At 57.8% G+C, this 24,538-nt stretch carries 27 protein-coding genes; 4 read left to right on the top strand and 23 right to left on the bottom strand.

The window, feature by feature from the left end; translation table 11 throughout:
- Positions 1-7: 7 nt before the first annotated feature.
- The 6 genes from AC0L4F_RS07095 to AC0L4F_RS07120 all read right to left on the bottom strand — a co-directional run bounded on the left by AC0L4F_RS07095 (position 8) and on the right by AC0L4F_RS07120 (position 3,683).
- Positions 8-670: an SDR family NAD(P)-dependent oxidoreductase gene (locus AC0L4F_RS07095; protein WP_244686835.1), complete on the bottom strand. Its 663-nt coding sequence runs from the start codon at positions 668-670 to the stop codon at positions 8-10.
- Between the two features lie 10 nt (positions 671-680).
- A complete protein-coding gene (locus tag AC0L4F_RS07100) occupies positions 681-1,220 on the bottom strand; it encodes a TspO/MBR family protein (protein WP_244686838.1) in 540 nt (179 codons plus the stop codon).
- A 121-nt stretch (positions 1,221-1,341) separates the two neighbouring features.
- On the bottom strand, positions 1,342-1,740 hold the full coding sequence (locus AC0L4F_RS07105) for a DUF2177 family protein (RefSeq protein WP_244686840.1): 399 nt from the start codon (positions 1,738-1,740) through the stop codon (positions 1,342-1,344).
- Positions 1,741-2,044: 304 nt separating this feature from the next.
- The gene (locus tag AC0L4F_RS07110) at positions 2,045-3,058 is read right to left on the bottom strand and encodes a zinc-binding alcohol dehydrogenase family protein (protein WP_244686842.1); all 1,014 of its coding nucleotides are present in this window, start codon (positions 3,056-3,058) and stop codon (positions 2,045-2,047) included.
- Between the two features lie 111 nt (positions 3,059-3,169).
- Positions 3,170-3,340 (bottom strand): hypothetical protein, encoded by a 171-nt coding sequence (locus AC0L4F_RS07115; RefSeq protein WP_244686845.1) that lies wholly within the window; start codon positions 3,338-3,340, stop codon positions 3,170-3,172.
- 52 nt (positions 3,341-3,392) lie between these two features.
- Entirely contained in the window at positions 3,393-3,683 is a 291-nt protein-coding gene (locus tag AC0L4F_RS07120) for a putative quinol monooxygenase (protein WP_244686847.1), read from the bottom strand.
- 104 nt (positions 3,684-3,787) lie between these two features.
- Here AC0L4F_RS07120 and AC0L4F_RS07125 point away from each other — a divergent pair, with 104 nt between their 5' ends.
- Positions 3,788-4,687, top strand: coding sequence for a LysR family transcriptional regulator (locus tag AC0L4F_RS07125; protein WP_244686849.1), 900 nt, complete (start codon positions 3,788-3,790; stop codon positions 4,685-4,687).
- 63 nt (positions 4,688-4,750) lie between these two features.
- Here AC0L4F_RS07125 and AC0L4F_RS07130 read toward each other — a convergent pair whose 3' ends face one another.
- Positions 4,751-5,932 (bottom strand): MFS transporter, encoded by a 1,182-nt coding sequence (locus tag AC0L4F_RS07130; protein ID WP_244686852.1) that lies wholly within the window; start codon positions 5,930-5,932, stop codon positions 4,751-4,753.
- 84 nt (positions 5,933-6,016) lie between these two features.
- Here AC0L4F_RS07130 and AC0L4F_RS07135 point away from each other — a divergent pair, with 84 nt between their 5' ends.
- Positions 6,017-6,892 (top strand): LysR family transcriptional regulator, encoded by an 876-nt coding sequence (locus tag AC0L4F_RS07135; protein ID WP_244686854.1) that lies wholly within the window; start codon positions 6,017-6,019, stop codon positions 6,890-6,892.
- Positions 6,893-7,043: 151 nt separating this feature from the next.
- Here AC0L4F_RS07135 and AC0L4F_RS07140 read toward each other — a convergent pair whose 3' ends face one another.
- From AC0L4F_RS07140 to AC0L4F_RS07170, 7 genes are all read right to left on the bottom strand, one after another.
- Entirely contained in the window at positions 7,044-7,589 is a 546-nt protein-coding gene (locus AC0L4F_RS07140) for a YaeQ family protein (protein ID WP_244686857.1), read from the bottom strand.
- A 144-nt stretch (positions 7,590-7,733) separates the two neighbouring features.
- Positions 7,734-8,933, bottom strand: a complete 1,200-nt coding sequence (locus AC0L4F_RS07145) for an ABC transporter substrate-binding protein (protein ID WP_244686859.1) — start codon at positions 8,931-8,933, stop codon at positions 7,734-7,736.
- Positions 8,934-8,948: 15 nt separating this feature from the next.
- The gene (locus tag AC0L4F_RS07150) at positions 8,949-9,914 is read right to left on the bottom strand and encodes a CobW family GTP-binding protein (RefSeq protein ID WP_244686861.1); all 966 of its coding nucleotides are present in this window, start codon (positions 9,912-9,914) and stop codon (positions 8,949-8,951) included.
- Positions 9,911-10,198, bottom strand: a complete 288-nt coding sequence (locus AC0L4F_RS07155) for an alpha/beta hydrolase family protein (RefSeq protein ID WP_244686863.1) — start codon at positions 10,196-10,198, stop codon at positions 9,911-9,913. The genes AC0L4F_RS07150 and AC0L4F_RS07155 overlap by 4 nt, the downstream gene beginning before the upstream one ends.
- A 192-nt stretch (positions 10,199-10,390) precedes the next feature.
- Positions 10,391-11,173, bottom strand: a complete 783-nt coding sequence (locus tag AC0L4F_RS07160; RefSeq protein WP_244686865.1) for a polysaccharide deacetylase family protein — start codon at positions 11,171-11,173, stop codon at positions 10,391-10,393.
- Positions 11,166-12,548 (bottom strand): amidase family protein, encoded by a 1,383-nt coding sequence (locus AC0L4F_RS07165; RefSeq protein WP_244686867.1) that lies wholly within the window; start codon positions 12,546-12,548, stop codon positions 11,166-11,168. Before AC0L4F_RS07165 ends, AC0L4F_RS07160 begins: the two co-directional genes overlap by 8 nt.
- A 53-nt stretch (positions 12,549-12,601) precedes the next feature.
- Entirely contained in the window at positions 12,602-14,113 is a 1,512-nt protein-coding gene (locus tag AC0L4F_RS07170) for an NCS1 family transporter (protein WP_244686869.1), read from the bottom strand.
- Positions 14,114-14,298: 185 nt separating this feature from the next.
- Here AC0L4F_RS07170 and AC0L4F_RS07175 point away from each other — a divergent pair, with 185 nt between their 5' ends.
- On the top strand, positions 14,299-15,309 hold the full coding sequence (locus AC0L4F_RS07175) for a GntR family transcriptional regulator (RefSeq protein WP_280520515.1): 1,011 nt from the start codon (positions 14,299-14,301) through the stop codon (positions 15,307-15,309).
- A gap of 82 nt (positions 15,310-15,391) precedes the next feature.
- Here the strand turns inward: AC0L4F_RS07175 and AC0L4F_RS07180 are convergent, their stop codons facing one another.
- The 9 genes from AC0L4F_RS07180 to AC0L4F_RS07220 all read right to left on the bottom strand — a co-directional run bounded on the left by AC0L4F_RS07180 (position 15,392) and on the right by AC0L4F_RS07220 (position 23,363).
- Positions 15,392-15,949 (bottom strand): GNAT family N-acetyltransferase, encoded by a 558-nt coding sequence (locus AC0L4F_RS07180; RefSeq protein ID WP_244686874.1) that lies wholly within the window; start codon positions 15,947-15,949, stop codon positions 15,392-15,394.
- A gap of 148 nt (positions 15,950-16,097) precedes the next feature.
- Positions 16,098-16,739 carry a hypothetical protein gene (locus AC0L4F_RS07185; RefSeq protein ID WP_244686877.1) on the bottom strand — a complete coding sequence of 214 codons (642 nt, stop codon included), beginning with the start codon at positions 16,737-16,739 and terminating at the stop codon, positions 16,098-16,100.
- A gap of 163 nt (positions 16,740-16,902) precedes the next feature.
- A complete protein-coding gene (locus AC0L4F_RS07190; RefSeq protein ID WP_244686879.1) occupies positions 16,903-17,817 on the bottom strand; it encodes an NAD(P)-dependent oxidoreductase in 915 nt (304 codons plus the stop codon).
- Entirely contained in the window at positions 17,814-18,515 is a 702-nt protein-coding gene (locus tag AC0L4F_RS07195; protein WP_244686881.1) for a GntR family transcriptional regulator, read from the bottom strand. Before AC0L4F_RS07195 ends, AC0L4F_RS07190 begins: the two co-directional genes overlap by 4 nt.
- Complete coding sequence (locus tag AC0L4F_RS07200; protein WP_244686883.1) at positions 18,512-19,291, bottom strand: ABC transporter permease; 780 nt, start codon at positions 19,289-19,291, stop codon at positions 18,512-18,514. Before AC0L4F_RS07200 ends, AC0L4F_RS07195 begins: the two co-directional genes overlap by 4 nt.
- Before the next feature lie 3 nt (positions 19,292-19,294).
- Entirely contained in the window at positions 19,295-20,134 is an 840-nt protein-coding gene (locus tag AC0L4F_RS07205) for an ABC transporter permease (RefSeq protein ID WP_244686885.1), read from the bottom strand.
- On the bottom strand, positions 20,131-21,204 hold the full coding sequence (locus AC0L4F_RS07210; RefSeq protein ID WP_244686887.1) for an ABC transporter ATP-binding protein: 1,074 nt from the start codon (positions 21,202-21,204) through the stop codon (positions 20,131-20,133). Before AC0L4F_RS07210 ends, AC0L4F_RS07205 begins: the two co-directional genes overlap by 4 nt.
- A 74-nt stretch (positions 21,205-21,278) precedes the next feature.
- Positions 21,279-22,325 (bottom strand): ABC transporter substrate-binding protein, encoded by a 1,047-nt coding sequence (locus AC0L4F_RS07215; protein WP_244686889.1) that lies wholly within the window; start codon positions 22,323-22,325, stop codon positions 21,279-21,281.
- 63 nt (positions 22,326-22,388) lie between these two features.
- Positions 22,389-23,363, bottom strand: coding sequence for an isopenicillin N synthase family dioxygenase (locus AC0L4F_RS07220; protein ID WP_244686891.1), 975 nt, complete (start codon positions 23,361-23,363; stop codon positions 22,389-22,391).
- A 165-nt stretch (positions 23,364-23,528) separates the two neighbouring features.
- Here AC0L4F_RS07220 and AC0L4F_RS07225 point away from each other — a divergent pair, with 165 nt between their 5' ends.
- The gene (locus AC0L4F_RS07225; RefSeq protein ID WP_244686893.1) at positions 23,529-24,479 is read left to right on the top strand and encodes a nucleoside hydrolase; all 951 of its coding nucleotides are present in this window, start codon (positions 23,529-23,531) and stop codon (positions 24,477-24,479) included.
- The last annotated feature ends 59 nt before the right edge of the window (positions 24,480-24,538 follow it).

The following is a 24,538-nucleotide window of genomic DNA, read 5'->3' on the forward strand; positions in this document are numbered from 1 at the left end:
ACGCCCGTCACCACGGCACCGGCTGGCCCGCCCAGTCAAGAAACTGACCTGTCTGCGCCACACCCAAGGCGTCGGTGACGTTGATCAGGCGCGCGGCCGCCTGGGCCGGTGTCACGCAATCATGATTGCGGTAGTTGCGGGTGAACGCGGTGGCAACCGTGCCCGGATGCAAGGCGACGCAAATCGCCTGCCGATGGCTTCGCGCCACTTCGATGGCGGCGGTGTGGATCAATTGGTTCAACGCCGCCTTGGACGCGCGATAGGAATACCAGCCGCCAAGCCGGTTGTCGCCAATGGACCCGACCCGCGCCGACAGCGCCGCAAAGACCACCCGCCGATCGCGCGGCATCAGACGCAGCGCATTTTTCAGCACCAGCAGCGGGCCAGTGGCGTTCAGCGCAAATTGTGCCGCGATCGCCCCCGGATCAAGCGATTTCAACGTCTTTTCCGGCCCTCGTGCATCGCCGGACAAGGCCCCCGTTGCGACGATGATCCTGTCGTAACTGCCATGCAATTGGCCCATCACCTGCATGACACTTTCTGCGTCAGTAAGATCCAGCCCATCGGCGCTGCGCGACAATGATGTGACGTCTTCACCACGCGTTTGCAGATGGGTCACCAATGCCCCGCCGATGCCGCCGGATGCCCCGACAATCAATGTTCTGGTCATCGCGGGGACCTCAGTTCAAGACCAGAATGGCGCCGTTCAATGCCGTCGCAAAGCCGACCCAAATCGCATAGGGCGCAAACAACAGGGCAGACAGCCGATCCCGCCGCCATGACATCAGGATAAAGGCTAGGATGGTCACCAGAAGAAACAGAATGATCCCAAGGGCCAGATCAATCCGTTGCAAGGCAAAGAAGGCTGGTGACCAGAGGAAGTTTGCCAGCATTTGCACGAACCACAGCTTCATCGCCGCCCCGGCCCGATCGCGCCGCCATGTCCGCCAACCAGCGACCGCTATGGCCACATAAAGTCCGGTCCAGACCGGCCCGAAAACCCAGTTTGGCGGGTTGAACGATGGTTTGATCAGACCCTCATACCACTCTCCCGGCAGGGTCGCGATGCCAATGGCCGACCCGGCACCGACAACCAGCAACAGGAACAGCACAAGCAGGCCAATGGCCCGCAGATTGATCCGCCCATCGGGTGTTTGCGCGCCGGCATCCCGGTCAGATTTGGTCTGGACGTCATCAGATTTGGCAACTTCTGGGGTCATGGTGTGATACACTTTCATCGTAACCGGGGGCTATTGTGAACGCGTCCCGGACCATTGGGTTTTCCGCGACACGGGGCGCAGTCACAGGGCACAGGGCACAGGGCACAGAAACAGGCAAACCCTAGGTGATGGCCCGCGTCAGCGTCACCCCGGCCCAGGCCGAAAACCCGGTCAACACTGCACCCCAGGTCACATCAGCAACAACCATTTTCACCGACCAATCACGCAAGGTGGCGTAGTTGGTGAATTCATAGGTGCCATAGGCCATCGCCCCCAGCACCGCGCCACCGACCAACGCATTGATGTGCACCCCATTGCGCAGCGCAGGCCAAGACACGAACCACAACACACCCGCGACATAAAACAGATAAAACACGATTGCCGGACGCAGCCGGATGTCATCCAAAAGCCAATCCCCGATATGCTGTTCAAACAGCGGCTTCATGACGGTTTTCAGCATCACCGCATCAAGCAACAGAAACACTGTGGCTGTGCTGAGGTAGAGGAGGACAAGCTGCATCTCGATAAGCTCCGATCTGTGTTGACCTTAATACGGTGCAGGATCGGATATAGATCAAATATTCCGTTGGCTATCGTTCACAAACGCCAACCGGGGGCCGGATCAACACGGCCACCACAATTGGTGTTTACCGATGTGCCAACAACCGGAACGCAAGAAAAATTCATTTTACGTCAGAGACATAAAGCGCGCCCGGAATTGCGAATACCGGGCGCGGATCGCCGGGGATGCCCGGCTTTTTCTGGATCATGTCACAAACCGCGTGGCATGATAGCGGTTGCCATCAGGCCGACACAGGCTTGTTTCAGAAACCTTCGAGGGTGATTTTACCTTTGGCCTTGCCGCTTTCGATCAATGCATGCGCCCGCTTCAGGTTTTCGGCGTTGATCGTGCCAAAACTTTCGGTCGCGGTCGAACGGACCTTCCCGGCATCAATCAAACCCGCCACGGTTTCCAGGATCTCGCCCTGACGTGCGATGTCGTCTGTGGTGAACAACGACCGGGTGAACATCAGCTCCCAATGGATCGACACTGCCTTGCCCTTGAACGGCATGATGTCAAAGCTTTGGGGATCATCAATCAGCCCGAACCGGCCCTGCGGCGCGATGAATTCGGCGATTTGCGGCACATAAGTGTCGGAATAATTGGTCGAAAACACAAACGCCGGTGCGCCGATACCCAGCGCGGCGATCTGCTCTGGCAAGGGTTTGGAATGGTCGACAACGTGATGTGCGCCCAGCTCCTTGACCCAGGCTTGGGTTTCCGGGCGGGATGCGGTGGCGATGATCGTCAGGTCCGTCTGCTGCCGCAACAGTTGAATCGCAATCGAGCCAACGCCGCCCGCGCCGCCGATGATGACAATGGCATTGGCCGCGCCCGGCACCGGATCGGTGACTTTCAGGCGGTCAAAAATCATCTCTTGCGCGGTCAATGTCGTCAACGGCAAGGCCGCCGCCGCCGATGTGTCGATGGATTTCGGCGCATGGGCGGCGATGCGGGCGTCCACCAGATGATATTCGGAATTGGTGCCCGGACGGTTGATCGCGCCCGCGTACCAGACCTTGTCACCAATCTGGAACTGCGTGACCTCGTCGCCGATTTCGACAACCTCGCCCACCGCATCCCAGCCCAGGATCGCCGGTGCGTCCCCCTCGGCGGGGCGGTTCAGGCGCACTTTGGTGTCGACAGGATTGACCGACACGGCCGCAACCTTGACCAGAATGTCGTGACCTGCCGCCGTGGGTTTTGCAACCTCCAGGTCGATCAGGGCATCCGCGCGATCAATGGCGCCGTTTGTGGTATAGCCGATGGCTTTCATTTCATGTCTCCAATTTTGGGGGGCTGTGCGGCGCCGTCACGGCTGCCGCGAAATAGGTGAAAATGTACGAAGGGCGCTGTCACGATGACATGCGTCTGGGGGACGTGGTTGTTACTTGCGCAAGACCCGCCGCAACCAACCAGCCAGATCAACAGCCGCTGCCGCCGAACCGCTGTTGCGGATACCGGTCAGATCATGCGGCGACAGCGCCGTCACGGGGCGTTTTGTACCCTGCGATTGGGCCGCCGCATTGATGGGATGCAGAGCTTTGATCTTTTTCATGGCTTTATCTCCGGTGGTTCGTGGTCTCGGGGGGCAAATGCGTCAGCGTCGCTCAGGCGATCTGCGACATTTCATTGACGGTAAAATCGGCAATGGCGCCGTCTGTCGCGGCCATAAAGGCCGCCAGATGCGGGGCGGTCTTATGCGCCTGCCAAACCTCGCGGCTCTCCCAAACCTCAAAGACCATGAAATACGAAAGGTCCGCGTGATCCTGATACAGATCATAGGTGATGCAGCCCTGTTCAGTGCGGGTGAGCGGGATCAGCGTCAGCAGTTCGTCTTTCACCAGCTCGGCCTTGTCGGCCTTGGCGCGGATATGGGCGACAAGTGAAAGATTGGGCATCTCGGTGATCCTTTGAATTTCCGGTGTGTTGATGCGCATATACGGCGCGGGTAAATTCGGATAAACGGGCAAAATTCGAAATGATAATTCGGAAATCCCGTATAATGCTGATCGACAATATCCGCCTGTTCCTGACCATTTCCGAGAAAGGCAGCCTTGTGGCCGCCGCGCGCGAGGCCGGGCTTTCGGCCACCACGGTTTCGGAACGATTGGCCGCGCTTGAGGCGCATTATGGCGTTGTGCTGTTCAACCGCACGACGCGATCCCTGAGCCTGACCGACGAAGGGCGCACATTGCTTAACGGGGCCAAGGTCGTGTTGGCAGAGCTTGAAGATCTTGAAACGCGCATCCGGCTTGGGGCGGACACGCTGTCCGGTCCGATCAGGATCAGCGCCCCCATCGACATCGGCCGCAGCATTCTGTCAAAAGTGATCTCGTCCTTCACCGCGCAACATCCGGCGATTTCAATCGAATTGTCGCTGTCCGATGGCTATGTGGATATTGTTGGTCAGGGTTTTGATCTGGCCATTCGGTTTGGCACGGTGACGGACAGCAGCCTGCGCACGCGCAGTCTTGGCCGGTTTCGTCGGATCGTTTGTGCAGCGCCGTCTTATATCGCGCAATATGGTGCGCCCCAAACCCCCGCCGACCTTGCGCAACACAATTGCATGGTCATGCGTTTTGGCACGACGCTGGACAATGTCTGGCGCTTTGGAACGGACAACAAGACCCGGCAAACCGTCACCGTGCGCGGCAACAAGATCGTCAACGACGGATCGCTTGTGCGGCAATGGGCGCTTGAGGGGCATGGCATCATTTTGAAATCGGAACTCGATGTGCAGCCAGACCTGACATCAGGTCGGCTGATCGCATTGCTTCAGGATCATTCCTGCCCGGCGAATCCGCTTCAGATGATGTTTCCGCCCGGACGCGCGCAACCAAGGCGGGTCCGGGCGCTGGCTGATGCCTTGGGCGAGGCGATGTCAGCACGGGCGCAACAATAAGAGCCTGATCAACCGGGATACCGCGCCGCATTTTTGCTGAAACCGGCGGCGCGGCACACAGATCTATTCAGCAGCAACCGTTTGCCGGATGGGCGCGCCCAGACGCCCGGACAGGCGCACAAGGACAACCCCGACCGCGACAACAGCGGCGGCAATATAGGGCGCTGCGGCAAGGCCGATACCCTCAACCACAAGCCCGCCTGCCCATGCGCCCCCGGCGATGCCGAGGTTGAACGCACCGATGTTCAGGCCGGAGGCCACATCCACCGCGCCGGGCGAAACCTCGCGTGCGATTTGCACGACGTAGGATTGCAGCGGCGGCACATTGGCAAAGGCAAAACCGCCCCAGAAGGCCGCAACCGCGATGGCTGCAATCGGGTGTGTAAGGAAGGCACCAAGTGCGACCAGTGATATCGCAAGGCCAGCAAAGATCACCGTCAGGGACGCTACTGCACCGATACGGTCAGCCAGTTTGCCGCCGGCGATATTCCCCACGGCGACAGATGCACCGTAGAGCAATAGCACAAGACTAACCGCGCCAGCAGACAGGCCAGTGACTTCATTCAGCATCGGCGCCAGGAAGGTGAAGGCGATGAAGTTGCCGCCATAGCCGACAGCCGTGATCAGATAGACCAGCAGAAGGCGCGGCGAAGTCAGCACCTGCAACTGTGCCTTGATCCCTGCCGAGGCGGTCTTGGTCAGATTGGCGGGCACCAAAATGGCAGAAGCGACAAAGCCGATCACACCCAACGCGACAACGCCAAGGAAGGTCGACTGCCAGCCAAAGTTCTGGCCAATGAAGGTCCCCAACGGCACCCCCGTCACCAGCGCGACGGTCAGACCAAGGAACACCAGCGCAATGGCCGAGCTTTCCTTTTCAGGTTCCACAAGATCGGTGGCAATGGTCGACGCGATGGCGAAGAACACACCGTGCGCCAGACCAGTAATGAAACGCGCAGCGACAAGGCTGCCGTAATCCGGCGCAAAGGCGGCGTAGGCATTGCCGAGCGTGAACAGCGCCAGCAAGAGCAGCAGGAGCGTTTTGCGCGGCACACGGTCAGCCATGGCGGTCAGCACCGGCGCACCGATGGTCACGCCAAGCGCATAGAGGCTGACAAGCAGACCAGCCGAGGGGATAGAAACGCCGAGATCGGCGGCGATGGTGGGCAACAGGCCGACGATAACGAACTCTGTCGTTCCAACGGCAAAAGCGCTGATGGTCAGCGCCCAAAGGGCAAGTGGCATCGGGTTTCTCCAATAAATTTGATGTCGACGCCACATATGCATGCCGTTATCTATTGCGGGAACGGACAAGTTTGGAATGGATCATTGCAGAAACTGCACGAATTGCTGCGCATGGGGGATTTGGCCGCCTTTGTCGGGATCGTCGATGATGGCGGTTTTGCGGAATCCGCGCGGCGGCGTGGCGTGTCGGCCTCGACGCTCAGCCGGTCGGTCACGCGGCTGGAGGAGCAGTTGAAAGTCACATTGCTCCGCCGCACCACACGATCCATCGAGATCACCCCCGAAGGCGCCGCTGTTCTGGCCGAAGCGCGCGAAATTCTGGACCGCAGCGAAGCCCTGCAGGAGATCGCAACCAGCGGACAGGCCCCCGCCGGGCCACTGCGGGTGAACGCGCCGGTTCCTTACGTCCTGCATGTTCTCGCCCCGCATCTTGCCGAATTTCATGCGACATACCCGGGTATTCAGCTGTCGATTGATATGACGGATACGCTGGTTGACCTAATCGGCAGTCATGCGGATGTCGCCATTCGTCTGGGCCGCCTGGGAGATAGCCAGATGTTGCATCGCCCGTTGGGGCAGACGGCCTGGAAATTGGTGGCGACCCCGGAATATCTTGATCGCCATGGCTGGCCAGAGCGGCCTGCTGACCTTGGGCGGCTGGAACAAGTCCGCTTTGCCATGCCGGATCATATCAATACGCTGCGCTTTGCCGGTCACCCCGACCCGGTGGCCGTGCCCACCGCGCTGACCGCGAGCAATGGCGAAGCGGTGCGGCAATTGGTTTTGGGCGGGCTGGGCATCGCACGGTTTTCCGACTTCATGATCGCCGAAGACATGCGCGCGGCCGTCTGGTGGAACTTCTGCCCGGTCAATTGGAAGCAGAACCGCTGGAAATCTCTGCGCTCTACCTCACCCGCGTGTCGGGGCTGCGCCGGCTTGGGGTGTTTCTGGATTGGCTAGCAACGTTGATGGATTGACGGGCTGCGCCTTGTGGCACGCGCATTTGGTTCATGTCATGGGCCATGAAATCATCGACGATAAAGCGCATCATCAGAGAAAGCGGGCCGGTCGTGACAGACGCAAACCCCTCTGTAGCGACAGATGGCCGGACCTATGCCGCGCCCTTCCAAACCACCGGATTTACGTACACGATGCCGTCGCCGACGCTGACCATCACGTCACCATCCTGAATATTGACCTGAAGCTGCATCGTGCGGCTTGCCAAATTGGCCAAAGCGGCGGTGTCGCCCTCGGGGAGGTTGATCACCTGAAGATTGTCAAACCGGGTGGTGCTGTTTTTGATCTTGTCCCACCAGACATCCGCCGTCCGACCGCCATAGGGATAGACAACCACCCTGCCCGCCTTGCCACAGGATTGGCGCATCACCTTTTCGCTGGGCAGCCCCAGCGCCACCCAAACATCAAGCTCGCCGCTCAGGCTTTTTTGCCAGATGTCCGGCTCGTCATCGGTGGACAGCCCCTTGGTCATTTCCAGATGCTCATGGGCATTCAACGCAAAGGCCACAAGGCGCACCATCAACCGTTCATCGGTTTCCGACGGATGTTTGGCCACGGTAAGCTTGTGGGTTTCGTAATAATGCCGATCCATGTCAGAGACCGAGAGTTCAACTTTGTAAATGGTAGCTTTTTGCGCCATGATTTGTCCCAAATCTCCAAGGATTGGGATGCCTACTCTGTCCGGGGGGCTTTTAAAAGCCGATTGGATGCCGGCATGACCGCGCCGGGCATACAACCGCTGTGGCACCGACGCGCAAGCATGCCAGAGCCATCGAATAACGCCTTATATCAAGGCCTTTGAGGTGATCACATCCCAGAGCCGGACAAGGAAATTATGCTCTTCCATCACCGAATTCCAGATCACGATTTGTCTTTGCCGCGTCTCACAGCTTCCGCCTTCGCGCAGGTCGCCGGGATGATAGACAACGTTGCCAAAGGCATCGCAAATGTCGGCGGCGGCGGGTTTGCCGTCATACCAGAAATCCCACTCAACCGGTGACAAATGCGCACGCGCCGCGCCGGGGGCCGCCATATAGGCGCCGTTCCGGGCCATGATCGCGCCTGCCGGACCGGACAGCCACCAGTTCAGATAGGCATAGGCCAGCTCTTCGGTACGTGGGTCCAGACTTTGCGACAGGGCCATGCCACCGCACCAGCCGCGATAGCCTTCGGCCGGGGCGCACATCCGAATGGGCATGCCCCTGGCCTTTTGTGACAGATAGTTCGACCACCACATCGTCGACAGTTTTGCAGACCGGCAGGCGCTGGGGGTCGTGTCGGTCCAGAACCCGGCGAAATGACCGGACAGTTGATATTGCTTCACCAACCGGATGAAACTGCCGATTTCACTCAGGCTCAGATTTCCGGGGTTTTCACATTGAAATTCGCCGCGGGCGCGCAAGGCCAGCAAAAGATCGGGCACGCCGATGGCGGCGTCGGCCTGAATGGCGACCCGCCCGCGCCAGTCTTCGGACAGAAGATCGCCCCAACTGGTGGGGTCAGGGGCAGAGCTGTCGCCGATAATGGCAAAACTGTCGGCGTTATAGACCGTCGGCAGCATGGAAATCCGCCCGGTGTCTTCGCATCCCAATTCGCCGCTTTCCTGCACAAACAGCCGATCCAGCGGAGAGCCGCTGAGAACGCCGCCGTTCAGATTGTCCTTGTTTTCACCGGGACGCAGCACCGGCCAGTTGCGCACCTGATCCCAGCAATTGATGCGGGATACATCAATCGGGCGCAGCGATCTTGCCGGCCAAATCAGATCAAGATCGTGAAACCATTGGTCGTATATGTCGAAACTGTCCGGCGCCAGCACGCCACGGCGCTGGGCCTCGATCCCGTCCAGCGCGATGAAATCAAGCCGGATTCCCAAATCGGCCTCGGCCGAGGCCAGAATTGTGTCAATCAGCGTCACGCCCGTGCCCAGCACGCGCAGCACTGGCGGGTTGATGTGCAAGGACGGCGATTTCAAGTGATCCGGCAATGTGCGCTCTGCCCGTCAGACTGTTTTTACGTTCAAGAACGCCTCGAAAGAGGCGCGCAGCCGCGCCATGTCGAGGTCACGCGCAATGAATACGAGATGGGAGCTTTGATCGGAAGCGATTGCACTGTCAAGGTGACGCGGGTGGTGCAGCGTATGCCCGACACCATCAATCAGGACAAAACCGGTGTCCGTTTTCAACAGGCATTTGACCCGCAGCAGATTGGCCCCATGCCGGTGGATCAGCGCCGACAGCCAGACCACGAACCTGGTCCAGTCCAATGATGTCTGAAACGTCAGGCCAAGGGTCGCGGCCCCGGTGCCATCGCGATGGGCCGACCCGGCAGCCCACGACGCGCCCGGATCAATGGATCCGCCGCCGGCAATATCCGCAAAGGTCGGGTTTTCCCGCGCATCCAGCAGCTGTGCCGCCGGATTGATCAGCGCCAGCCGCAGCCCCAGATCCTGTAACCGGGTCTGTGGGACCAGATCGGTTTTCGACAGCAAAATCGTGCTGGCCGCCGCCACCTGGGCAACCCATTCCGGCTGTTTGGCATGCAGGGACGCACCGTTCAGCGCATCGGCAACAGTCACGACATCCTGCAACACCACCTGATTGTGCAGGACCGGATCAAACGTCAGCGTCGACAGGATCTGCGAAGGATCGGCCAGCCCGGTCGTTTCGATCACGATCCGGTCGAACTGAGGGATCTCGCCGCTGCGCGCCTGTGCAATCAGGGTCAGGATGGCGTCTTTTAATTCGCCCCGGATCTGACAGCAGACACAGCCGGAATTCAGCAACACCGTGTCCGGCGCGATCGTGCCCACCAGCAAATGATCAATCCCGACCGCGCCGAATTCATTCACCAGAACCGCCACCCGATCTGCGGTTTCATCCCGGAGCGCACGTGACAGCCAGGTTGTCTTGCCCGCGCCCAGAAACCCGGTCAACAACGTGATTGGAACAGGGGGCCGATAGGTCATGAAACCGCGCTCCTGTCCGGGAAATTCGCCTCATCCAAAGGATCAAAGCCGCCGCCGAACTCTTTTTCAAGCGCGGCCCATACCTCGGTCACGTTGCTGACGATGGCCTGCTGGCCGGTCATGCTGCGCAGGACATAGCTTTGCCCCTGCCAATCCGACAACTGAATGCGCCTGCGGTCCAGCATCCGGTTCACCGCCGCAATTCGGTTGGCACGGTCCCCGGCGTCGCTGCACCGGATCCGCCGAAGCCGCTGTGTCCAGCCCGGCGGCGCTCCAATGATCATCCGTGCCAAAAATTCCGCATAATCCGCACATTGTTGTTCTGCCCCTTGTGCAGGCATTGGCGGGACATGATGGCCCCACCTGCCCGATTTGATTACCCCTTGCGCGGCGCGCGAGCGTTATAATCGTCGGCGATTTCGTCGAATGTGGCCCAACGCACCCCTTCATGGCTGTTGATGTATTCGATCAACCGCTCATGCATCATCAAGACCTGCGGCCAGGCCAGACACGTCGGGGTGAATGGTCATGGTGAACACCGCATAATCGTTTTCGCGGTAGACATAGTCGAACTGGTCTTTCCACATCTGCTCGATGTCGCGCGGATTGACGAAACCGTGGCTGTTGGGCGATTTCTTGACGAACATCATCGGTGGCAGATCGTCGAGATACCAATTGGCCGGGATTTCGATCAGATCGGTTTCTTCGCCCCGCACCAGCGGCTTCATCCAGGCATCGGGATGCTGGGTATAGTCGATCTTGGTCCAGCTGTCGCCGACCCGCACCCGGTAGGGATGGAAATCATTATGCATCAGCGAATGGTCGTATTTGATCCCACGTTCCAGCAGCAACTCGTTGGTGACATTCGAAAATTCCCACCACGGCGCGACATAGCCGGTCGGGCGCTTGCCACTCAGGGCGGTGGCCAGTTCGATTGATTTGTCGAGAATGGCCATCTCCTGTTCGCGGGTCATCGCGATGGGATTTTCGTGGGAATAGCCGTGAATGCCGATTTCATGGCCGGCCTTGGCCACGGCGGCCATTTCATCGGGGAAGGTTTCCACCGAATGCCCGGGAATGAACCACGTGGTCCGCAGATCATATTTCTCGAACAGTTTCAGAAGCCGAAGCGAGCCGACCTCTCCTGCGAACATGCCGCGCGAAATGTCGTCGGGCGAATCTTCGCCGCCATAAGATCCAAGCCATCCCGCGACGGCATCCACGTCCACGCCATAAGCGACCAGAATTTCCTTAGTCATAACTTTCTCCCTGTGAGATGAAGGTTGCATTGGTAAGTTCGGAAACGATGCGGCCGGTCTGCGCCAGCAGATGATCATCGTTGCCAGAGGCCGCCGAAAGCAGGATGGAACCCTGCACGCGGCCGCCGTTTTCGCGCAGCGGCAGCGCCAGACCGGGCCAGTCCAGAAGGCTGCCGATCATCGTGGCCCCCAGCAATCTGGAATTGAGATCCTGCGCCGCGTCGAGATTGTCCTGATAGTCAGAAAGCGCATGGCGCAGCGACGGGACCGTTGGAAAGGCAATCAGCCTTTCGCCAATCTCGGCCTGTGCGTCCCGGACCAGCTGCGCCCGTGTGCGCAGGTAGCTTGCATATTGCGCATCACTCAGAACCGGCGCCTGTTCGAGCCGCGTTCGGATCATCGGGTCAATCGCAGCGGCCTGATCACTGGCCAACAGATCCGCATATTTTCGCCGCGCCTCGATCGCCACCAGATGGCCTTGGGCTGTGGTCAGCGCGCGCAGGTCGTCGACGGATTTCAGGCGCGCCGATTTGATGACCCAACCCGCAGCGGACAGATACACCAGGGCCGCATCATAGGCCCGGGCAACCTCTTCGCCCCAGACAGGGCCAAGGCTGTCCGACAGATCCCAAATCTCTGCCTTTTCCTTGCGGCCACCCCGAGGGGCGGCTGTGGTCAAAACCCCATCCGCCGCCCGCAGCACATCGAAGGAATGCGACAGCGTCCCCAGTGTATCAAGTGTCCGGGACAACGGATGCACGCCGGTTTTGTCATAGCGGGCCGCACTGGGCCGAAAGCCGAAAATGCCATTCAGCGCCGCAGGAAGGCGAATGGAGCCCGAGGTATCCGTGCCGACCCCCAGATCCGCAAGATTGTGCGCCACCAGCACCGCCGCACCAGAGCTGGAGCCACCGGGCACCAGAGGCACGTCAGTCGACAAAGCCGACGGCGGTGTGCCGAAATGCGGGTTGAGACCCAATCCAGAAAAGGCAAATTCCGACAGGCCTGTGCGGGCAAGGGACACCGCCCCCGCCGCCTCAATCCGGGCAACGCAATGCGCGTCATGGCGTGCTGGCGAGGCGGATTTTCGCAAGCCAGATCCGCAGGTTGTCACCTCATCCGCCTGGTCGATGATGTCTTTCCACACCACATGCGCGCCGTCCAGCGGCCCCGGCGGCTGGCCTTTTGTCATCCGGGCGTCGACCTGTGCGGCAAGCTTCATTGCGCGGTCCGCTGTGATTGCCGTGCAGGCCCCGCACCCGGTCCAGCCTTCAAGCGCCGCCAAACCCGCCGCCGCCCTGTCCGTCGCCGGACGCCAGTCCGCCCCAGCCCCTGCCACTGCCCCGGACAGTTGGTGTTCACAATTCAATGTCATGATGTCCCCCTGTGGCGGGTGCGATGTGCACCCGCCTGGATGCGTGACCGGGATTACAGGTCTTCGCGCGCGATGGCGTCGTCGGGAATGTCAGCCGTCTTGACCCGCTGCATGCCCTTGCCGTCCGTATAGACCCAGTTCAGGTTCACCGATGTGGCAAGGTATTTTGCATCGTCCGGGTCTGTGACCTCGGCCTGTTGATGCTGCGGCATGACCCAGAGTTTCATCAGCACAAAGTAGACAGCCATCGCGGCCGGGAACCCCACGACATAGGCATATTGGATGAAATACAGTGCCAGCCCGCCGCCCACGGCCCAGGCGATCAAACCCGCCGGGTTCCATCCGCCAAAGTACCGGAATTGACCGTTCTCCCGATAGAGATCAGGCACATTCAACCGACGCCCCCGGATCAGGAAATAGTCGCAGACCATGATACCACCGACCGCCGACAAGACGGCACCATACATGCCAAGGTAGGTGAACAGATGGTTCAGGATCAGCCAGGGCATGGTCAGCGTTCCGATGATGCCGGCGATCACGATACCCATCGCATAGGTGATGCGCGGCGCACCGGCATTCACAAAGGTCAGCGCCGCCGGGATCAGGTTTGCGCTGGTGTTGGTGGACCATTGCGCCAGGATCACCATCGCCAGCAACACGACCAGCGTCGCACCCGTGCCCTGTTCCTGAATGACATTGACCGGGTTCCAGTCCCCCGTTGCGATAAAGGACACAGCGCCAATCAAGGCAATCCAGCTTTGCGCCACTGGCAGGGCGATGAATTGCGCGACAAAAACATTGCGGTTGCGCCGAAAGAAGCTCTTCTCGCCGCCTTTGGTTTTCAGAAACCGGGTGATGTTGGGAATGTCCACCGCCAGCGCCGACCAAAAGGCCATGTTGGCCACAAACAGGGCCACAACGCTGCATATCTCTGCGTCGCCAGCAAAGGTCCAGATATTGTGCCCGCCCGCCGCAGCGACGTTTTCCAAAGTGAAATACATCCAGATTGAAATCGCCACGATGGCCGGGGCGGCAATGCTGGCCAGAACCTGAACCGCGCGAATGCCCATGGCGGTATTCACGACCTGGATCAGCCCGAACACCACGTACCAGAACACCCAGCTGTCAAAGCCCCCGAGATAAGACACGATACCGTTCAGCGCCAGCGCGCCAAGATAGGTCTGAATCCCAAACCAGGCCGCCGCAACGATGCCCCGTGTCACCGATGGCAGATGCGTGCCGATGGTTCCAAACGGCGCCCGAAGATAGACCGCAAAGCTGATGCCATGTTCGGTGCCAATGTCGGCCGTCAGGGCCATCACCAGCCCAAGGGCCAGGTTGGCCAGAAAGATCGTGCCAATCACAGTCGCCAGCGGAAGCCCCGCCACACCGCTTGCGCCCAATTGGAACGTGGCAATGATCACCGCCATGCCGATCCAAATCCACACATAGCCCAAACCGCCAATCGTTCGCTGGTTCAGCCAAACCGGCAAGATCGAAGCTTCTTGCAAACGTGATTTTTCCCCGACGTCCAGACCCTGCGCCGCCATTTCCGAAAGTGCCATCTTACCCCTCCTGTCAATTATTGATCTTTTGCATTCTTAAGATCATTTTTGGAAAAAGAGAAGACTTTTGTTTCCTCGCCCGCCCCCCTGGGGTACACATCACCATGGCGCTGGGCGTGCCGCACGCACCGCGTATTGGCCGCCCGCCGCGATCGAAACCCAAAGGAAGACCCTGAAATTTGTCGATGATTCCCAGATACATATCGATTTCAGAAGCGATCAGAACCGCCGTGGAAAACGGCCGTCTGGAGGTCGGTCAGGTTTTGACCGAAGACCCTTTGGCCCGGCATTTCAACACCAGCAGAACGACCATTCGCAAAGCGCTTGCCGAGCTTCACAATGCCAAGATCATCACCCGTTTCGACGGTCGGGGGTTCCTTGTCGGGACTGATTCTTCGGCGCCGCCGCGCCGTCATTCGATTGAACAAGCCTTGTTTGATTCAATGGCCAGCGGCACGGTGCCGCGCGCGGTGTCCAACCCCGACCAGATCCTGCCGGTCCTGCGCGAGGAGCTGATCCGCGCCCTGCCCTTTGGGCCATTGCAGATCAACGAAGCCAAACTGACCGAACGGTTTTCCGTCAGCCGGTCAGTCGTGCGCGACATGCTCTCGCAGCTTCGCAGTTCGGGGATCGTCGAAAAGAACGAACGGTCCAAATGGGTGTTGCCGGTTTTGACGGTTTCGGACGTGCGCAATCACTATCAATTGCGTATCCTTCTTGAACCCGTTGCCCTTGCGGAATCCGCGCCCCGTATCGCCAGACAGGACATCGAACGGGCCTTGAAGTCGGCGAAAGAGCTCAGCAGTCAAAGCACGGAACCCACCGCGGCGGCGCTGTCGGACATGGAGGGGGTTTTGCACATCTGGGCGCTGTCGGGCTGCACCAACGACCATCTGCTCAAGACGTTACAGAAATCGCGTCTTGTCCTGGCAATCAATGAAATGTTCCGCCTTTTGCTGGGCCGATCCCCGGCTGGTGGCGGGCTAATCCGGGAACATATCGCCGTGCTTGAGGCTTTGTCCCGCAACGACATCGCGGCGGCCGCATCACTGTTGGAACTGCATCTCATCGAGGCACGGGAACGCACCTGCAAAAGACTGCAAACGCTTTCGGTTCTGCTGCCGCCCAAATTGCCGGATTATCTGGCCCAGGGCACGATCTCGATGAACCAAACCGCGTTGCTGAACGAGAAGTAGGATGTTTTGCCGTCAAAGCCCCCCGCAACGACCGGTCATATGATCGCGTTGACAGGAGGCTTTCACGCCGCATTCAGGCGCGTTACGCGGCCAGCGGAATTTTGAACAACAGCGTTTCCCGCGCGCCAAGAGACTGGTCCCCAACATAGGTTTTCACCAATGTGCCGCCGGCCTTTTCGATGACCCGCGCCGACGCGCGATTGTCCGAATTGGTGGTGATTTCAACGTATTTCAACCCGACGGCCCGCGCCTCGGGAAGAAAGGCCACAAGCGCCGCAGTGGCCAGCCCCTCGCCCCTGCGCCAAGGCACAATTGTATAGCCGATGTGACCCGAACAGGTGGGCGGCAGCGCCTCGGTGCCCGGTTTCCATCGCAACCCTATGTGGCCACAGAATTCATCATCCCAAATCCATCGCCGGAAACTGGGCAAGCGCGGCACCTTGGACCCATCCGGCAGTGTGATTCGGCAGGCCTTCGCCGTTGGATCATCCAGATTTGCAACAAAGGTCTCGGCGTCTTTTGCAATGCTGGCGATCTGCTCTTGCGCGGCCTCCGGTCGGACATTGTCCGGCAACCAGCCGCGGTGCAACGCCGACAGATAAGCCGGAAGATTATGAATGTCTGGCTTGAGCAGTTTCATTTAATCGGTTCCGTGACATTTGACCTTACGGAACGGACATTCATACATGGCGCCGCATTTGGCAACAAAGGGATCTGACCGCCCCTGGGGATTGTCCGGTTCCCCAAAGACGGCCAGGCTTTTCAAGTGCCGCATTCTTGCTGTGCGGTTATCCCATGTCGAAATAATCTTCCAATACCAGCGGGATATTGGTGTCGACCATCATGTCCGGCATTTCCGATTTCAGGATCGGCTGCGGATCTGCAAAGATCAGATCGTTTGACACCATATCCTGCGTGACGATGAATTCTTCGTCGACGGACCGGTCAATTTCCGACGTTTTATGGAAAATAAAACTGTCTTCGGAGTCCTTTTCGTCCGGGGCACTCAGAAGGATATGTTCCCGGCTATCAAGCTCCATCGGATCATCCGAAACACTGATGGTCGTCGTGCCATCCTTTTTGCTGCTCACAACGTCGAGCTCGTAGCCGATGTAATTTTTCAAGACGAGATCAACATCGGCCTTTCCATCGCCATTGGTGTCGATTTGAAGTGTAACTTCCTGTTTTGTCTTGCTTTCCACAAGGGTTACGTCACTCGAATTCAGCAGAATACCATCAATCTTGATGTCTTCGCCGTGCTGGTACCCTTTGATTGCGTCGCCAGTGTCGAGCGTGTCATCCTTGGAAATCTTGTTGTCGGTGAATTTGAAATGAAAACTGTCAACGTCCGTGGTGCCGGTCAGAACGTCCTGACCGGTTTTGGCGTCAATCTGGTTGATCAGCTTTGGCGGAATAGTTTTACCGGGCATTTGAAATCTCCTGCTTTTCTAATGTAGACGCCCAAAGCTACGGTCCCCCGCGTGCAAAAGTTTCAGTTGATGCGCATAATTTCGAATTGGGGGCGAAAATTGCGGATCGACCTGCCCCGGGGAAATTCCAAGGATCGACCGCCAAACGCCCAGAATACCCAGATTAGGCCAAAGCCAGATGCTGCCGAACCAATCGACTGATTTCATTCGCCAATTCCTCGGAGAAATCTTCTGTAATGGCTGAAATATGTGGTGCAAGAATTGTGTTGTTCAGAGATGAAAAACGGCGATCCGGCGTAGGTTCATTTTCGAATACATCAAGCGCAGCCCCGCCGATTACGCCTTCTTGCAAAGCGGAAATCAAAGCCTCTTCATCAATCACCGACCCGCGCGAGACGTTAATCAGAAACGACTGCGGCCCAAGCGCACGCAGAATACCCGCATCAACAAGCCCATTCGTGGCCTCACCGCCCGGCACCGCTAAAACCAAAAAATCCGCGCGGCGCGCCATGGATTTAAGATCCGCGACATAGGGCCAAGGCACATTCAAACGCGGCGTTCGCGTGTGATAAATCGGCTTCAGCCCCGCACCGGCAAGCCGCTCTGCGATCAGATAGCCGATGCGCCCCAGGCCTACGACACCGACAGTTTTGCCAGTCACGCGGGTGCGGTGTCCGAAATGCGCGGATGCCCATGTCCCTGATCGCACATGGGCATCCGCCCGCACAATATCGCGCGAAATTGCATACAGCAGAGCGATGGCCATTTCCGCTGTATCAGAAGACACAAGCGCGCCAGTGTCGCACAGCTCTATGCCGCGCCGGGCCAGTTCGGCATCATCAAAAATGTCCCGCCCGGCCCCGGCCGAAACAATCCGCTCCAAGTTCGGCAAAAGATCCAGCAGCTCAACCGGCGCGCCATTCACCGCAGACGTGACCGCACAGGTAATCGCCGCGCGACGCGAAAGTGGCAGGTCAGCGATCTCTTCCTTCGCAATCAACGTGCCAATTTTCCAAAGCTCGCTACAGACAGACTCCATCATGTAGCCCAGCAAAGCGACATCAGGGGCATTGCTCATTCTGTGTCTTCTTTTGTCTCTTTGAGAAATGGCAACCGCATTTTTTCCCACGCAGTCCAAACCAGTTTTTCCGTGCTATCGCGCGCTGCATCGACGTTGCCTTCGCGGATTTGACCGATGGTTATCTCGTTGTTTTCAATCATGGATAACAGCATCTCGGGCATGCGCCGGTAGGCATGATACCGATACCGCAAGGCCGACACATCAAGCTGGTTCAATGTACGAATGAGCACCGAATTCTCGCATCTTTCATGCGAAACTCTTGTCAGGCGCACATTGGCCTCAAATCCCGCTAGCAGATCACCACAGCGTTGCGCCGACCGCATCGCATCCAGCTCACCCTCCAAAACGTCAGCGATTTCCTTGTGATGCGCCAAACCGGCCAAGAGCCCCGCGCATGCGGCCTCAAGCGGCGCGCGGCAAACCGTTATCTCGTTCAAATTCTGCTCAGTCATTTCGGTAACCCGGGTTCCTACCCGCGGGCGCCGCTCAACCAGGCCCCGGTTTTCAAGAACCTGAAACGCCTCTCGCAAGGGCGAGCGCGACACGCCGAACTGCATGCAAATCGCTTCTTCGCGTAGCTTTTCGCCCGGCGCAAATTTCTCGCGCACAATTGCGGCCTCCAACCGATCCGCAAGTTCAAGCCCAATGGGGCGGAGCTGCAATTGTGCGTCGAGATGTGGAATGTTCTTCGTCATATGCGACGGCCAAACAAAAGATCCGAAACAACGACCAGAAACAAGGTCAGCAAAATGGAAACAGTCGACACAGCAGCGGCCTCTGGGGTGAAGTTGAAGCGAAGATAGTCAAAAAGCTGGATTGGCAATGGCGCCGACCCCGTGCCCTTCAGAATGAAGGAAATGCCAAAAGTATCAAAGCTGATTATGAAAGCAAAGACCGCCCCGGTCGACACACCCGGCGCAATCAACGGCAGGGTTATCCGGCGAAACGCCGTATAGCGCGACGCACCCAACGTGCGCGCGGCCAGTTCGACCGACCCGTCGCGCCCTTGCAAAGACGTATTCACGTTCAGGAAAATGAACGGTAGCGTCATCAGCACATGCCCGGTAAACAGTGCGATTTTATGTTCGGTGCCGACGCCGATTTCATAAAAGAAAAACAGCAGCGCAATCGCCGTCAGAATTTCGGGCAAAATCAACGGCAAGAGAACACCAATCCGCACCCATTCGGCGTCACGCCCCGCATGCCGCACATAATAAAGCGCAGCCATCGTCCCAAGTACCAGCGACACCGACGTCGCGCTGGCCGCAAGGAGCGCAGAGTAGAGGATCGCATTGATAAAGATGTCGTTGTCCAAAAAGGTCCAGAACCAACGCAGGCTGAGCCCCTGTGGCGGGAACGTCAGAAAATTGCCAGCGTTCAGAGACGCCAGCACAACAACAGCGATCGGCGCAAGCAGGAAGACGTAGACCATGATGCGAAACGTGTTGAGACAGAGCGAGGCAAAATTCATCAATCAGTTCCACTTCATCCGTGTAAGACGCGCAAACACCAACACGACAATTCCTGCCGACACCGCAAGAATTAACGCCATCGCCGAACCAAAGGGCCATTGGAATTGATCAATCAACGCATCGATCACCAACAATGTGGTTGTTTTCACCCGCATCCCGCCCACAAGCGACGGCGTCACATAAGATGAGATTGCCAGCACAAAGACAAGAATGCACCCTGCCTGGACCCCCGGCATCGACACCGGAAATGTAATGCGCCGAAAGATCGTCAACCGCTTTGCCCCCAATGACCGCGCGGCCTGGGCAATGGCGGGGTCCATGGATTGCAAGGACGACAGCAAAGGCAACACCATAAAGGGCAAAAAGACATGGGTCAGCGCCAGGATCACACCAAAGTTGTTATACATAAGCGGCAAGGGCCGCGTTATGATCCCCAGATCACGAAGCGTCGAATTGATCACGCCGGAATTACCAAGCAAGATCGTCCACCCATAGCTGCGGACCACAATCCCGACCAAAAGCGGCGACAGCACAATTCCGTACAACAACCCGCGCCATTTTCGCGAGGCCGTGGCAATATGCAATGCAATTGGATAACCTAACAGAAGACAGAAAAAAGTGGTCGCCATTCCAAGCGCAAGCGTTTGTGGCAGTGAAATGGCATAATAGCTTTCGCGAAAGAACTGAGTATATCCCCCAATGCTAAACCCCTGGCCATAAGGCTGACCATCTGCGGGGGCGCGAAAGCTCATGACAAGCACGGTAACGTAAGGCAAGATCACGAATAGAAACAACAATGCCGCTGTTGGTGCGATCAGGAAATAGGCACGAAACCGTTTCATGGCGCAGCCCCATCCCGGTCGTCCGGCATTGGCCAAAGGCGCGCTGGATCGAAACAAAGACCAACAGTGTCGCCCTCTTTGAGGTTTTGGGTTGTTGGGCCGACAACGGCAATCTCGTCGCAATCGGTGTCGATCGAGTATTCCACATGGCCGCCGCTGAAATACCGTTTGGCGATCCGCCCGCCAAGCTGACCGTGTTCCGGTGCGGTCAGCATAATTTGTTCAGGTCGCGCCATTATACGCAATCTTTCACCTGCCCAATCCGCCGAAGCCGTCACATGCAATGTTGTGCCGCCCGGCAGCCTGGTCTCGATCCCGCCGCCCTCGGGTCTGGCGGAAATCGCCAGATCAAGGATATTGGCGTTGCCCACAAACCGGGCGATACGTTCCGATGCCGGGGCATTATATACGTCCTCAGGGGCGGCGGCCTGGGCAATTTCGCCGTCAAACATCACCACCACCCGGTCCGACATGGTCATGGCTTCGTCTTGGTCATGCGTGACATAGATCGTGGTGATACCCACACGTTTTTGCAGATCGCGAATAAAACCCCGCATTTCATCGCGCAACTTGGCGTCGAGATTGGCCAAGGGTTCATCAAGCAATAGAATTGCAGGCTCAATCACCAGAGCGCGCGCCAGCGCAACCCGTTGTTGTTGCCCCCCGGACAGCGCTTTGGGATATCGATCCGCATAGGGGGTGAGTTGCACCATATCCATGGCGCGCATCACACGCTCTTTGATTTCGGATTTGGACACGCGGCGCATTTCCAGCCCGAAGGCCAAATTTTGCGCCACCGTCATATGCGGAAAAAGCGCATAGGATTGAAACACCATCCCGATATCGCGATTTTCCGGCAGCTTATGCGATATATCCTGATTATCGAAAAAGATGCCACCTTGGGTGATTTCTTCGAAACCCGCAATGCATTTCAACGTGGTGGATTTGCCGCACCCTGACGGACCAAGCAGGGAAATGAATTCACCGTGGTTCACATCAAGGGAAATCCCCTTGAGCGCGGCAGTCTTGCCGTAATATTTCTTGAGCGCGCGTAGCGAAACTTCGGTCATGTTTTTGCAGCCGGTTCTTGAATTATTGACCCGCTCTGTAAAGGCACAGAGCGGGAAGTTTCTGGAATCTAGGATCAGGCGCCAAAAATCTCATTCCAGCGGCGGGAAATCTCTTCTGCGTTGTCATTCATGAGTTCCCAATCCCATTTGATGAACTGGCCCATGGCCTCGCCCGAGACAGGCACATCAATGGTCAAATCTTCGGGAACGACCACCTTCTTGTTGACCGGAGAAACAAAGAATTCCCGCATCAAGAGATCCTGGCCCACGGGCCCAAGAACGAAATCAAGATAGGCATAGGCTTCATCGCGGACGGGCGAGTCTTTGGCGATGTTGAAGGTTTGATCCCACATCATAAGCCCCTCTTCGGGCATGATACAATTGACCGGCAAACCCTGGTTGCGCAAACGTGCAATTTCGCCAAAATCAAACGGGGCAACAGCAATTTCGCCCGTGGCCATTGCCGTGCTCATATTGAAGTCGGTTTGATACACCGGGCCCAATTCCTTGAGCATTTCAAAACCAACGTCCAAATCATCAATGCCCTTGCCATAGATCATCGACGTCAACATCAGGAACATTTTACCGGCGGAGTTCTTGATATTGTACAGGCCAAGACGGCCTTTCAGCTCGGGATCTTCCCACAAATCTTTCCAGGACGTTGGTGCCTTGGACAACATATCGGTACGATAGCCCAGGCCAATCGGCGAAATAAGCCCGACAGCGGCCCAGCCCTCTGACGCCTCGGTCGCGACCTCATAGAGGTCGGCGTAATTTGGAAGTTTGGCAAGATCGAGCTTTTCGAAATAGCCCTCCGAGCGCAAGACTGTTGAATAAATTTCATTTGTCATCAAGCAACTATAAGGCGACTTTCCGACACCCGCAGCGCGGATATTGGTGGTGTATGTACGGCCAAGCCCGATGTCCAAGGTCGGATCAATTCCGGTTTCCTCGGTAAATCCGGGGATCAAAACGTCGCGCCAGAACTTCTCCCACGAACCGCCATAGGTGGTGATTACCAGGCTTTGAGCTTGGGCGTGGACGGCCGGGACATTCAGGACGGACGCTCCACCAAGCGCGATGAGCGCCTTGAGCATGTGGCGACGGTTTAACTCTGTCATACTTCTGTTTCCCTGTTGTTTTGGTGCCTTGTTGGGTGCCGACTGCAGCGAGACAGCAGCCCCTCAGGATGCTTTTTTGCGGTAGTCGTAGTTCTTGTTGAGCCGTTCCAGCAGGTAGTCCCCGTAAAGAACCGGCTCCATTTGCGCAGTTTCGCCGGCCTCAAGCATGGCTGGCGGACATTCCACCAGTGCGCTCATCGATGGATCGTAAAAGAACGGCTGTGAATATCGCCCGCGGCGGCTAAGATTCTTTACCCGGTGCGGCGTCGAAACAAACCGGCCGTTGGACCATTTCGCCAGAATGTCGCCGACATTCATGACAAAGGTGTTTTCGATGGGCGGCGCGGCAATCCATGTGCCGTGTGTGTTCCGAACCTCCAGCCCGCCAACGTTGTCCTGCTTGAGCAGTGTCACAAACCCATAGTCTGTATGGGGGGCAGAGCCGAAAAGCTCTTCTTCTTCGGGCTGCTCCGGATAATGCAAAAGCCGCAGGAACAATGTGGGATCCTGAAAATACTTTACAAACCAATCGCGCGGCAAGCCCAAAGCCTCGGCCAGGCCACCGGCTATGCGCTCACCTAGCTTGGTCATCTCGGCCATATAGGCCAGCGCCGTTGTCTTTGCCTCTGGCAGGCTGTCGGGGAATTGGTTCGGACCTTGCAGCGGTTCACCCGCCTGAGGCGCGCCTTCGGGAACCTCGTGCATCACCATCAAGCTTTCGGATCGATTGGGCTTCGTCACCTTGGCCACGGAGGACGTCACGATCGTCGAGGATGACATCGGCATGTAACCGCGATGAAAGGCATTGATTTTGATCGCTTGCTTTTCCTCATCGGAAATCTTGTGGATCGCCACGTTCATTTCCCGCATGCGGTCCACAAGATCTTCCGGCACCCCATGATGGGACAGATAGGCAAAGCCCGATGTTTCCAGCGCTTTTTTCAGATTTGCAACTGAACTTGCCCGCGCCTGATCGCCTGCTCCGTCCAACAGCCCCGAAATATCCACGATCGGAATATTGTCAAATTCACCCTTCACAGCGCACCTCCATTTTGAATACTGTATACAAAATATCGAAAAGCATCGCATGGGAAGCCCTGCAATCCATCAACAAAACAAAAATCGGCCTTGGCGCAACGCATGCTTAGAAAACGTGCAAAACCCGTCGAAATGGCCGCAAATAACAAGCAACAGGAGACGAAATTGGCCGCCATCCCCGTGATTATCGACACTGACCCCGGACAGGACGACGCATTTGCCATCTTGCTGGCGCTTGGTGCGCCCGACCTCGATGTTCTTGGCCTAACAACGGTTGCAGGCAATATGGGGCTGGAACAAACAACGGATAACGCCCGTCGCATTGTTGAGCTGGCCGGGCATGCAGATCTGCCGGTCCATGCCGGGTGCCCGCGCCCGTTGCTGCGTGCGCCGCGGCCTGTGCCGGAAATTCACGGGGACACCGGGATTGATGGCTGGAATTGGGCCCCGGCCAAAACCGGCCCCAAAGAAGGACATGCCGTTGACTTCATCATCAACACGGTCCTGCAAAGCGACCGCCCCGTCACCCTGATTGCCCTTGGCCCGCAGACGAATATCGCGATGGCCCTGCGCCGCGCGCCGCACATCGCCCCGCGTATCGCCCGCATTGTGTTTATGGGCGGCGGATTTTTCGAAGGCGGCAACATGACGCCAGCGGCGGAATACAACATTCTGGTAGACCCAGAGGCCGCGCGCATCGTCCTTGGGTCCGGGATTCCCGTGACAGCAGTACCTCTGGATTGCACCCATGCGACCCCTGCCCCGGTGAACTGGTCCAGCAAGCTGGCGAAGTATGACACCGATGTCATGCTGGCCTGTGCCGGTATGATGGAATTCTTTGAACGCTACGGAAACGCCAAATATGGCACGAAATCGCGCCCATTGCATGACGCGGTTGCGGTGTCTGCCCTTCTGTGGCCGGAGCTGTTCGAAGGTCGATTGTGTCCAGTGGATATTGAATGTTCCGGTGAGCTCACTACTGGAATGACAGTCGTCGATTGGTTGCGCCAAACAGGGAAGACCGACAATTGCCTTTGGCTGAACGCCTGCAAGAACATCAATGAAGTGTATGATCGCATGGAACACGTTCTGAGAAACCTGCCTTACGCGCACTGACCTGCCACGGGATTTTTCCTCCAACGTCGATTTGAGTCCGCTCCAACTTGGGGCCGGAC

This window comes from Marinovum sp. J2-8, from assembly GCF_055808435.1.

Excerpts from the sequence above, each read along its gene's own strand:
- AC0L4F_RS07100 (WP_244686838.1), bottom strand. The coding sequence starts at position 1,220 with ATGACCCCAGAAGTTGCCAAATCTGATGACGTCCAGACCAAATCTGAC.
- AC0L4F_RS07210 (WP_244686887.1), bottom strand. The coding sequence starts at position 21,204 with ATGACCGAAGTTTCGCTACGCGCGCTCAAGAAATATTACGGCAAGACT.
- AC0L4F_RS07195 (WP_244686881.1), bottom strand. The coding sequence starts at position 18,515 with ATGACGAAGAACATTCCACATCTCGACGCACAATTGCAGCTCCGCCCC.
- AC0L4F_RS07215 (WP_244686889.1), bottom strand. The coding sequence starts at position 22,325 with ATGACAGAGTTAAACCGTCGCCACATGCTCAAGGCGCTCATCGCGCTT.
- AC0L4F_RS07205 (WP_244686885.1), bottom strand. The coding sequence starts at position 20,134 with ATGAAACGGTTTCGTGCCTATTTCCTGATCGCACCAACAGCGGCATTG.
- AC0L4F_RS07110 (WP_244686842.1), bottom strand. The coding sequence starts at position 3,058 with ATGAAAGCCATCGGCTATACCACAAACGGCGCCATTGATCGCGCGGAT.
- AC0L4F_RS07095 (WP_244686835.1), bottom strand. The coding sequence starts at position 670 with ATGACCAGAACATTGATTGTCGGGGCATCCGGCGGCATCGGCGGGGCA.
- AC0L4F_RS07170 (WP_244686869.1), bottom strand. The coding sequence starts at position 14,113 with ATGGCACTTTCGGAAATGGCGGCGCAGGGTCTGGACGTCGGGGAAAAA.
- AC0L4F_RS07115 (WP_244686845.1), bottom strand. The coding sequence starts at position 3,340 with ATGAAAAAGATCAAAGCTCTGCATCCCATCAATGCGGCGGCCCAATCG.
- AC0L4F_RS07155 (WP_244686863.1), bottom strand. The coding sequence starts at position 10,198 with ATGATCATTGGAGCGCCGCCGGGCTGGACACAGCGGCTTCGGCGGATC.
- AC0L4F_RS07175 (WP_280520515.1), top strand. The coding sequence starts at position 14,299 with ATGATTCCCAGATACATATCGATTTCAGAAGCGATCAGAACCGCCGTG.
- AC0L4F_RS07190 (WP_244686879.1), bottom strand. The coding sequence starts at position 17,817 with ATGAGCAATGCCCCTGATGTCGCTTTGCTGGGCTACATGATGGAGTCT.
- AC0L4F_RS07180 (WP_244686874.1), bottom strand. The coding sequence starts at position 15,949 with ATGAAACTGCTCAAGCCAGACATTCATAATCTTCCGGCTTATCTGTCG.
- AC0L4F_RS07140 (WP_244686857.1), bottom strand. The coding sequence starts at position 7,589 with ATGGCGCAAAAAGCTACCATTTACAAAGTTGAACTCTCGGTCTCTGAC.
- AC0L4F_RS07165 (WP_244686867.1), bottom strand. The coding sequence starts at position 12,548 with ATGACATTGAATTGTGAACACCAACTGTCCGGGGCAGTGGCAGGGGCT.
- AC0L4F_RS07125 (WP_244686849.1), top strand. The coding sequence starts at position 3,788 with ATGCTGATCGACAATATCCGCCTGTTCCTGACCATTTCCGAGAAAGGC.
- AC0L4F_RS07130 (WP_244686852.1), bottom strand. The coding sequence starts at position 5,932 with ATGCCACTTGCCCTTTGGGCGCTGACCATCAGCGCTTTTGCCGTTGGA.
- AC0L4F_RS07160 (WP_244686865.1), bottom strand. The coding sequence starts at position 11,173 with ATGACTAAGGAAATTCTGGTCGCTTATGGCGTGGACGTGGATGCCGTC.
- AC0L4F_RS07105 (WP_244686840.1), bottom strand. The coding sequence starts at position 1,740 with ATGCAGCTTGTCCTCCTCTACCTCAGCACAGCCACAGTGTTTCTGTTG.
- AC0L4F_RS07150 (WP_244686861.1), bottom strand. The coding sequence starts at position 9,914 with ATGACCTATCGGCCCCCTGTTCCAATCACGTTGTTGACCGGGTTTCTG.
- AC0L4F_RS07120 (WP_244686847.1), bottom strand. The coding sequence starts at position 3,683 with ATGCCCAATCTTTCACTTGTCGCCCATATCCGCGCCAAGGCCGACAAG.
- AC0L4F_RS07200 (WP_244686883.1), bottom strand. The coding sequence starts at position 19,291 with ATGAATTTTGCCTCGCTCTGTCTCAACACGTTTCGCATCATGGTCTAC.
- AC0L4F_RS07185 (WP_244686877.1), bottom strand. The coding sequence starts at position 16,739 with ATGCCCGGTAAAACTATTCCGCCAAAGCTGATCAACCAGATTGACGCC.